The following is an 8,422-nucleotide window of genomic DNA, read 5'->3' on the forward strand; positions in this document are numbered from 1 at the left end:
GTATATGGCCACGGAAGAGCCCATGTTGCCGGAAAGTTCCGATTTCTTCTGCAACCCTTCAGGTGCGGCAAAGCCGCTGCCCGTATTCAGCGTGACTTTCAAGTCGCCCTTGCGGTCCTGTTCCACAAAGTCGGGCAGCCCGTCGCCGTTCACGTCATGGAATGCACCCTTGCCGGAAGTGAGGCTCCCCGTATCGTTCTGCCCTGCCGAGATGTTGAACAGGCCGAGAATGGGGATGCATACGCCCAGCCCGTCACCGTAGTTGTTGTTTGAACTGTGTTCGACGGCATTGATACCTGAGGGCATGGTCTCGGTGAAAGAATATCCCAGATTATAACGTACCTGCCCCTTGGATACCATGTCGGGCAGTCCGTCGCCGTTAAGGTCTCCCCAGTCGCGTCCGGACTCCGATGTCCCGCTTGAGAAATTGCCGCTGGCGCTGCAAGCCCCTTCCGAGACGTTGCCGCTAAAGCTTGCCCCCTCGGCATTCTTACCCAGCCGCCCGGTCTGTTGCAGGCTGGCCACGCTCTTGGCGAAAGAGGCTTTCGCCTTTTGCAGTTTATCTTGGAAGTTGGAAAGCTTATAACTGTCGGGATTCATGCTGAGTCCGGCATCCCCGCCTGTGTTTTCCGATTCTCCATAAGACATTGAGGGCTCCACATCATAGTCTTGCCCGTCACCGAGCGTACCGATCTGATGAGTAAGCTGTACTCTGATCTTACCATCATTTTCACGAATCCAGTCAGGATAACCGTCACCGTTCAGATCCATTGCGGACACCGTGGTATAAGACTCTTGCTTGGTGTTGCTCTTATTTACTCCGAGACTGACGCCCATCGAAAATCCCAAGGAGAAGGTCTTGCCCTTGCTTGTCGACTCCGTCATCTGCACAGGCGCAGAAAGTCCTTCCCCGTTCAGGTTATAGTTGATGGAGTCAACGACGATTTCATCTTCACCCAATCGCGATGCACGCATCATTGCGACTTTTATATACACACTGTCTGTGGCACTGACATACTTTCCTGTTGTAGAACTATATGCCATCGTGAAGAATTTCTGCTTGTTGATATCGAGTGTATTTTTCTCAACGGCCCCTTCATCGATTTTCCCATCCTTGATGTAGTCGTTATGGTCAGAGGCCCTCATCTCATCGGTCCTGATGGGTTCTCCTTTCGCATTACCGTTCCATGCAAACTGTCCCCAACCTCTGTAGAGCGGTCCATGATCAAAACGGTTGAAACTGGAGAACACGGATGCCGGAATGGAATCCACGCGTACCAGCCTGCGCCCTGTCTCATGCTTCTCCCCGTCCGTCCCCACGGTGTAAAGAATGGAGTCACGAAGGACAAGTAGCCGTGCGATGGGGGCATTATCCAGTTCGTTGAGGACGGAAAAACTCACTTGCACCCTCTTTGCTGAAAGATGTGGGATAAGGGAGACGCCGTTCACGGCCGTACTGTCTCCTTGCAGGCGATTGTTTCCCGCCATCGTATAATCCTTGCGGTAAAGCAGCGAACCCGTTTCGTCTTTCAACGTGAAATGAACGGTGGCGGGTGCTGTGTCCTTACCCGAAGAACGGCTTACCTTTAGATCGGGCACGAAGACCAACCTGTCACCCCAAGTGGAATCGCTTGCAACGACATGCATAAGCGTATCCTTTGCTGCTACAATGTTTTTATTGAACATCAGGCGTTGCGGAGCAAGCGCGTATTTGGCAGTATCACTGCGGAACACGGGTGTCCAGCTGATGTGCTGCCAGTTGATGGGGCTGTTTGTCTTGATGATGAAGTTCACCGTGGCACTATCCACAACGGAAGAATGGAAATTGCCCTCGAACTTTCCCGTAAGCACGGTATCGGCTGGCAAAAGAAGACGGTCTATTTCCGTTTGTGTACCGGTTTTATCCGTCTTGACTATGGAGAGTACTACATCGTCGCTTGTTTTTTGCTTATTAAACCCTCCTTCATAGAAGACCGTTCCGTCAATGGCAAGCGGTGCAGTAGACATTTCGCCAGGCACATAATCCGACGAATTGCGATAATGTTTCAAATCTTCACCTGCATAGGTATCTACCGCAATGGAAGTATAAACAATGTTCGGATCCCATTCCACGACATCGCCTATACCCGAATATCTTGCATTCACGCGGAAAAGCAGATAGTCACCCGGACGGACGGGAAGGGTCTTCGCCGGTACCGTAACACTCCCCGATTGCAGAAGCGTGTCTTTCCATAACACGACATTATTATGCTGCATACTCAGACTGACACCGTCACCTTGGGCAGACGGTTTGTTGACTGTTCCGGTCACTTTCACCCTACCTGCATAGGGGGCACGCCATAAACGAACGGCGTCGTGCAAGGGAAATTCGCGTTCCAAAGAATCACGGATGGCCTTGTAGTCGGGAAGGAATGTGGAGTCTATGCTTGCCGCATTTCCCGTAATGGGATTTCCCGTATTGGTACTCGTACTGCTGAAACTTACATCCCTACCATTGCTGTGGTTGAAATAGACCGTGCCATTTTGGGCGATGTCAATAAGGCCGTCGGCATTGAAATCCTGAAAATAGGTTTTGTTCTTGCTCTGGTCGGTCGTTTTGTTTACCGCATAGCCGATGCTTGCCGGGCCAAAGCCCGTAGCTACATTCGCATTCCAAGAGTTACTGGTGGTGGTGCCCCCTGTAAAGCTGCCGATACCCGTTATTGTCATCTTGTCTCCGAAAGACGGATGGCGAAGGTCTTTATTTTGGTTCAATCGATAATGCAACCTGCCGTCCGCACCTTTCCACACCTTGTCGGGCATGCCGTCGCCGTTGATGTCTACAAGGGCGATGCGTCCTTCGTTGTTCGTCTTGGTGTAAGAATAAGAACCGCCCGCATTAACCGACGCCGGACCCCAGCCGGCCCCGACCATGACACCGCCACCTACTGTGTTTCCTTTGGCAGAGCCGCCGCCGAGAAGGGAAAGCCTTTCGTCAAAGTTCCCGATGTGCAATTTAACAAGCCGGCCATAGTTGTCCTTTTCTGCCGTATAAATTACGGGCGTATCGGAGAAAATGCCTTTTGTTATGTCATTATAATAACTGAACGTTTGTGTTGCAACATGATTGTCTTTACTATCTAATTGCTCAATGCTGTCCAAAAGCGTTTTGGAAAAGACACCTTCCTTATAATGAAGCGCATAAGCGCGCAGCAGCTCGCTGTTGTGCTTCACTTCCACGCGTTCGAGCAGGGCATCGTCGGTTTGCAGCACACCCAAACGACCGCTCTTGACCACATCCTTGCGCGCATCCCACTTGAAAGCGAACTGTACGCTATAAGCTCCCTCCTCGTCTTTACTGCCCGTATAGCGGTAGGTTTCGGGATAAAGGTTGTCGCTGCGTTTGCGGTATTTGTAAGAAACGAAATTGCCGTGGGTGTCTTGCGTCTTGCAAAGTGCCCAGCGCAGGATATTTCCATTGCCGTCTTTGAGCACGGCACCTTCGTCCACCGTACCGTCCACGCCTCCGAAATAAGACACAGTACCGTCTTTGGAGGTTACTTCCCACGTGTAGTTCTGCGGACTGTCGCCCCTGCGGATAATCTTGGCAAAGCCGCCCTCTACAAGCGGATAGAAACGTTTGTCTTTGGTTCTCGCTGGTGCATCAGTGGTGCGGTAGGTGCGGTCGTTGAGCTTGCTGCCCATGAGCAGGTAGCTTTCGCTTTCCTTATCGGTATCGAAACGGGGAACACCCCAGCGGGTTTCGATGTCGATGCTTTGCAGAGGAAGGCTCCAACCGTAACCCACATAAGAAGAACCGCCGTCGCTGCTGTATTGCAGACCGACGCTCGGCTGCATGCCCGCCCGTCCTTTGGGCAGTTCAAAGGGATAGCTTAGTGCTGCCGTTCCGCTTTGATTGGCGGTGGGCGCGCTCACTGTTGTGATGCCGGCACTCGGGTCGGCTGCTTTGAGTTCGCTGATGCCCGTGGGTACGTAGTTCTGCGTTTCGGGATTCTCAGGCACTTTGATGATGCCATTGATGACGTCGGTAAAATGCGAGGTCTCGGCCACAACTAGCTCTCGGTCTTTATCCAAAACCTTATGCCGCAACATTACCCATTGGGCTTTTAATTCGTCGTAGTAGTAAGTGTGTATGTCTTCGGCGGTATAGCCCTGCGGGATAAGGGTACTATCGTATGGCACGGTGATGCTTGCCAACGAATGCACGAAGTGCTCGCCATGCGGCAGGAAACGGTAACCGGCGATGCTGTCTTTCGAGTTGGCGGCAACGGTAGGGTTACTCCTGTCCGCCGTTACGTTCACCATGCCTGCGGGCAGGTGGGGCAGCTCGCCCTTTCTAAGTGGCGTAATGCTCAAAATCTTGGCATGCTCCATACTGCCATGGGGCACTTTCAGCTCAGCGCGACCCACAGACAGAGAGTCTGCAAGGGTACCGGCGAAGTATTTGCTCACCGTGCGTTTGCGAAAATCTTGCAAACGCTTGGACACAGGCTTTCTTTTATTTGCCCTTGGTTCCTTTTCCCTTTCTATTTCTTTCGTGGCCGTTACCGTATGTGCATACTTCTTTACCTGTAAAGATTGATTGTCTTTACCCATTTTCTGTTCTTTGGCATCCGTGGCAGAGAACTCCTTGATTTCTTGTTTATTGCCGACATACGAAGTCCTTCTGTTGTCGTTACAAGAAACAAACAACAGAAACGCACTTAAAATAACTGCTGAAAAACATACCGACTTGTTCATAACTTCGTTTTTATGACTATTCCGTTTAATGGGGAAACCGTTTACTTTGTTGTCCTTATAAAATATATCCCTATCGCCTATTTCCTGATGAGTTTGACGCTTTGTCTGCTCTCGCCACTACTCATCTCAAGTACGTATGTCCCATTCATAGGCAGATAGCAACGGGTGGCGTGATAGGTGTCGGCTGTGCGCGTCTCCTTTTGCAACAGGGCGCCATCGGGGGAATACAGCCTAAATTCAAGCGGGAGCGACTCGGACATTTCCACGCGCACATCAACGTTGCCGTCGGTCGTGGGGTTTGGGGACACGTCGTGGCGTGCGAAACCGTCTTTGCCCATTGTCGATACGTTTAGCGTGCGGGTGGTGGAGCAACCTTCGGCGTTGGTCAGTTCGAGGATGTACGCTCCGTCCTCGTCCAGCGTAACGCTCTCGCCACTCAGGTATCTGCCCTTCGGGCTCTTCCATCGGCAGGTGTAATCGCCCTTGGTGTCAAGGTTGTAATCGCGTGATGCACCGCGGGCGAAACGTACGTCCTGCAACTCGGGCACATCGGCCATGTCGGCATTGGAAACCATGACTTCATTCAAAAGTGTCTTACCCGTATGGTCTTTGGCGGCAATCGTGTATTTGCCTTGTTGCAGGGCGGAAACGGTGATAAGGCTGTCACTTGTGGATTGGCTGTAACATGCTTTTCCATCAAGGCTTATCGTAACATTATATGGGGCAGTGCCGCCTGTGAAAAGCACTTTGAGCTGTCCTTTTTGCGCTGTGGAACAGCGGGGCCGTGCTATTTCAACGGTTGCAAAAAAATCTTTAGCGGCACGAAGCGTAAAAATGCTTTCCCCCGCATCGGCGGCAATGCCTGCAAAGACGATGCTGTCGGTATGGCTGTCCTGTGCCTTGTAATAGCGGATTTGCCCGACGGGGAATTTCCCTGTGCCGCTGTTGTCTACGGCGAGATAGTAAAACTCGTCCTTTCCGAGTGGTTGCAGTTGATGGATGCTTCGGGTGTCGAAAGTCAAGGTGAGATGTTCTGCGGACTGTCCTGTCGTTGTGGCTGCCCAGCATCGCTGCATCCATTTCCCGTTGCCCTTGTCGGCAGTAAAAGAGAGTTGCTTGGCGTTGTCGCCCCAAAGGAAACTTGCGCCTTCGTTTATCGAACTTGCAGACACTTTTACGACAGCTTCATTCTCGCTACTCTCGCCCGTGGTGCGGTGGAGTTTCGAGGTGGCGTCGCCGATGATGCCGGCAACGCGGTGGTTGTACGCTTTAAGCCGATAATAGTTGCGGATGGTTTCGCCTTTGGAATTGAGGTAGGAATGGGCAAGGGTGATGCCGTGGCGAAGGGCGAGGGCACTCTCCACGCGCATGCGTTCGGCGGCGGTGAGGGAGCGGTTGTAGACCACATATTCCGCCATACCATTCTTTAAGCTTTTGATGGGGAGTTTTTCTTTGGTCATCCCACCCACATTGAGCGTGCCGCGCGTACCGTTTGCAGATGAGGTGCTATAAGCGTACAGGCGTAGTTGTGGCAAGGTGTCGCGCCCGGTGTAGTTCATAAAAGTGCCCTTGGCAAGGTTGGCGGTGCGGGCCGTGGTCTGCACACGTTCGGTTTTTCCCGTTTGTGTGCTGACATTCCAAAGCAGCTGTTCGCCCTCTTTCTGTATTTTCCCTACCCCGATAAAGGTCAGGCCGCCAGCACCGGTAAGGCGTACAGGGGAATTGTCGTTGCCGCTTGCCCATTTAACAAAACCTGTCACTCCGCCGGGGGCTTGGCATTCCGGTTTCGGCTGTACTTGCGCTTGGGCCTGCGCTTGTGCCCGACTTGCTGTTATGGATACGGCGCACAAGAGCGGAACAAGTATGCTTGTAAGATGGAGTGTGGATTGTTTCATCGTCATTTCTGTTTGGTTAGGGGAATGGTATAGCCCACTGTCAGCAAAAGCAGGTGACTGTTGTTCGTGGCTTTGTGATAGCCGTAAGGGTTCTCGTTCGTCTTGATAAGGTCCATAAAGCCGTAACCGTATTGCAGGCTGGCTTCGATGCCGTTCTTAAACGACGAGTAGCCTATCTTGAGCAGGGGCATCACGTGCAAGCGTGCCCGAAATGTTTCTCTTAAATGTTCCTGTGTGAGTTTATCCACCGAAACGTATAGGGCTGCACGATTGCTCGAAAAATCGATGCCCCCAGGATTGAGCGGGATGCTCATGCCTACACCAGCACCCATATAGAGGTCGCTCAGCAGGTAGAGTCGCGCGGCTACCTGCGGCATGATGATGTGATAACGAAAGACCGTCTTCTCGTCGATGTTGCCGATTTGCTTATGTTCCTTTAAGGTAGAAGATAGCCACGTGTAGTCTGCCGCCAATTCAACGCCAAGGCGGTCGTGCCGCCAAAGGGCAAAAACGCCTATCGAGGGAACAAACGCACCGTTCTCTTCCATCGTATAACGAGGACGGACGGCTCCGTCTTCTACCAAGGCACCAAGGTTGCCGATAACGCTGTAACCCACGCCGGCACGGATGCCGATACGGGTTTGGTAATATCGTTTGTGCGAGAAAATACGCCTCGGCTTGGGCTCGCGAATGATTTCCGCCGTATCTATTACCACATCGTCAGATTCAGGTTCTATGCCGGTTTGTTGCTTAGGTTGTTCTTTGGGCGTTTCTTGCACAACAGCAGGTTCCGCTTTCTTTTCTATAACAGCCACTTTCTCTGCGGGTTGAAGAGCAGAGGCGGCAATCACCTTTCTTTTCCTCTTTGGCTTTGAAACCTTATGCCACGCTTTTGGCGAAACTGTTGTCGTGCCTTGTTTGATGGTGTCTTGCGGGGTAGAAGCCGAGGGGGTTGCTTGAGGTGTCGGCACTTCCTCCTTGTCGTGTTTGCAAAGCCGTAAACACAACAAGATAATGAGGATAACGATTAACGCAACAATGCCGCTAATGACATTGCGGCGGGTGTTGGGAGTAGAATTGCCCATAGGCACTTTCCTATTGTTTACATGAAATGTGTTGAAATAAATTCAAACCTAAACCTTATGCCAATCTTGGCAAAGAGGGGAAAGAGAGTAAGGATAAGAACTTGGCCAGAACTTATCGGATATTAATCGTATAGCCCACCGTCAGTTCAATCTGCTGATTGTGGTTGTCGTGTTCCACCCAGTTATAGGTGTTTGTTTCGGTCTTGATACTGTTGGTCAGACTGTAATGATAGCGCAAGTCGAGCGTCATGCCGAATGGGAAGTCATAGCCGATACCGCCGCCCAATGCCGCATCGGGACGGCCTTTGAGTTTGTCTTTGAGCATCCGTTCGGTCTCTTTTACGCTGGGATAACCCAACGCCGAGAACTTTGCATCTTCCTGATTACCCGTATAGGTTAGATTGCTTGGAGAGAGGTTTGCGCCAATTCGTCCGCCCAATGATACGTGCAGCGAGTTTTTTGCCTTAAAAGGATAGAGATTGAAATAAGCGGCAAGCCCCAAATGGTGATAACGGGTAGAGAGCGTGTAGTTCAGTTCGTTCTTGTCCTCGTAACGCACCCGCGCCGTTTTGTTATAATAGGCAATGCCCGCTTCAACGCCCCAAAGGCTTGCAGGCTGCCTGTAAAGGAAAATCAGCTCGGCACTTGGCACGAACTGTCCTTTGTTGTCGAACGAATAATTGGCGTAATAACCCTCGCTCA

At 51.6% G+C, this 8,422-nt stretch carries 4 protein-coding genes; all 4 read right to left on the reverse strand.

The window, feature by feature from the left end; translation table 11 throughout:
• The coding region (locus tag BN93_RS15465; protein WP_316928632.1) for a SpvB/TcaC N-terminal domain-containing protein at positions 1-4,740 on the reverse strand (4,740 nt) is incomplete at its 3' end.
• A 77-nt stretch (positions 4,741-4,817) separates the two neighbouring features.
• Positions 4,818-6,635 carry a T9SS type A sorting domain-containing protein gene (locus tag BN93_RS15470; protein ID WP_232211215.1) on the reverse strand — a complete coding sequence of 606 codons (1,818 nt, stop codon included), beginning with the start codon at positions 6,633-6,635 and terminating at the stop codon, positions 4,818-4,820.
• Between the two features lie 2 nt (positions 6,636-6,637).
• A complete protein-coding gene (locus BN93_RS15475) occupies positions 6,638-7,720 on the reverse strand; it encodes a hypothetical protein (protein ID WP_019189197.1) in 1,083 nt (360 codons plus the stop codon).
• A 112-nt stretch (positions 7,721-7,832) separates the two neighbouring features.
• Positions 7,833-8,422: outer membrane beta-barrel protein (locus tag BN93_RS15480; RefSeq protein ID WP_019189198.1), on the reverse strand; the 590-nt coding region annotated here is incomplete at its 5' end.

The organism is Prevotella conceptionensis 9403948 (assembly GCF_000312305.1).
Lineage (GTDB): Bacteria > Bacteroidota > Bacteroidia > Bacteroidales > Bacteroidaceae > Prevotella > Prevotella conceptionensis.